The organism is Mesorhizobium sp. M8A.F.Ca.ET.208.01.1.1 (assembly GCF_004791315.1).
Classification (GTDB): Bacteria; Pseudomonadota; Alphaproteobacteria; order Rhizobiales; family Rhizobiaceae; genus Mesorhizobium.
The window spans coordinates 1-358 of the sequence record NZ_SRUT01000138.1 but is presented as its reverse complement, the minus strand read 5'-3'; the positions used below and the strand labels follow the sequence as shown (position 1 = coordinate 358).

Below are 358 nucleotides of genomic sequence, written 5' to 3'. Positions count from 1 at the left end.
TAGCGCTGCAGGAAGCTCTTGTCGTCGAGCGACTTGCGCACCGCGTCGATCCAGCCGAAGCAGAGCGCGACGTCGATCGCCTGCTTCGGCGTGATCGAGGCGAGCCCCGAGCCGACCTTGTGGATCTTGATCCAGACCTCGCTTTCGCCGGCGTGGTTTTCCGCCAGCCAGGCGTAGAAGCTTTCCGCATCGGGGAATTCGCGGACTTTGTCCAGATCGACTTTTATCGGGGCCATCAGAGGAGTTCCATTGCGAACATCGCCGATTTCATGGGTATGAACTGCGCCTCACTGGGTTCGTTTCGATGACCATCGCAACGTACGAAATTGGCTGAAGCCTCCCAGACGTCGTCATCCTT

At 58.7% G+C, this 358-nt stretch carries 1 pseudogene; it reads right to left on the bottom strand.

Annotated elements, in window-relative coordinates:
• Nucleotides 1-236 (bottom strand): annotated as a pseudogene (locus tag EN851_RS34625) (hypothetical protein); the annotation flags it as partial.
• Nucleotides 237-358 lie beyond the last annotated feature (122 nt).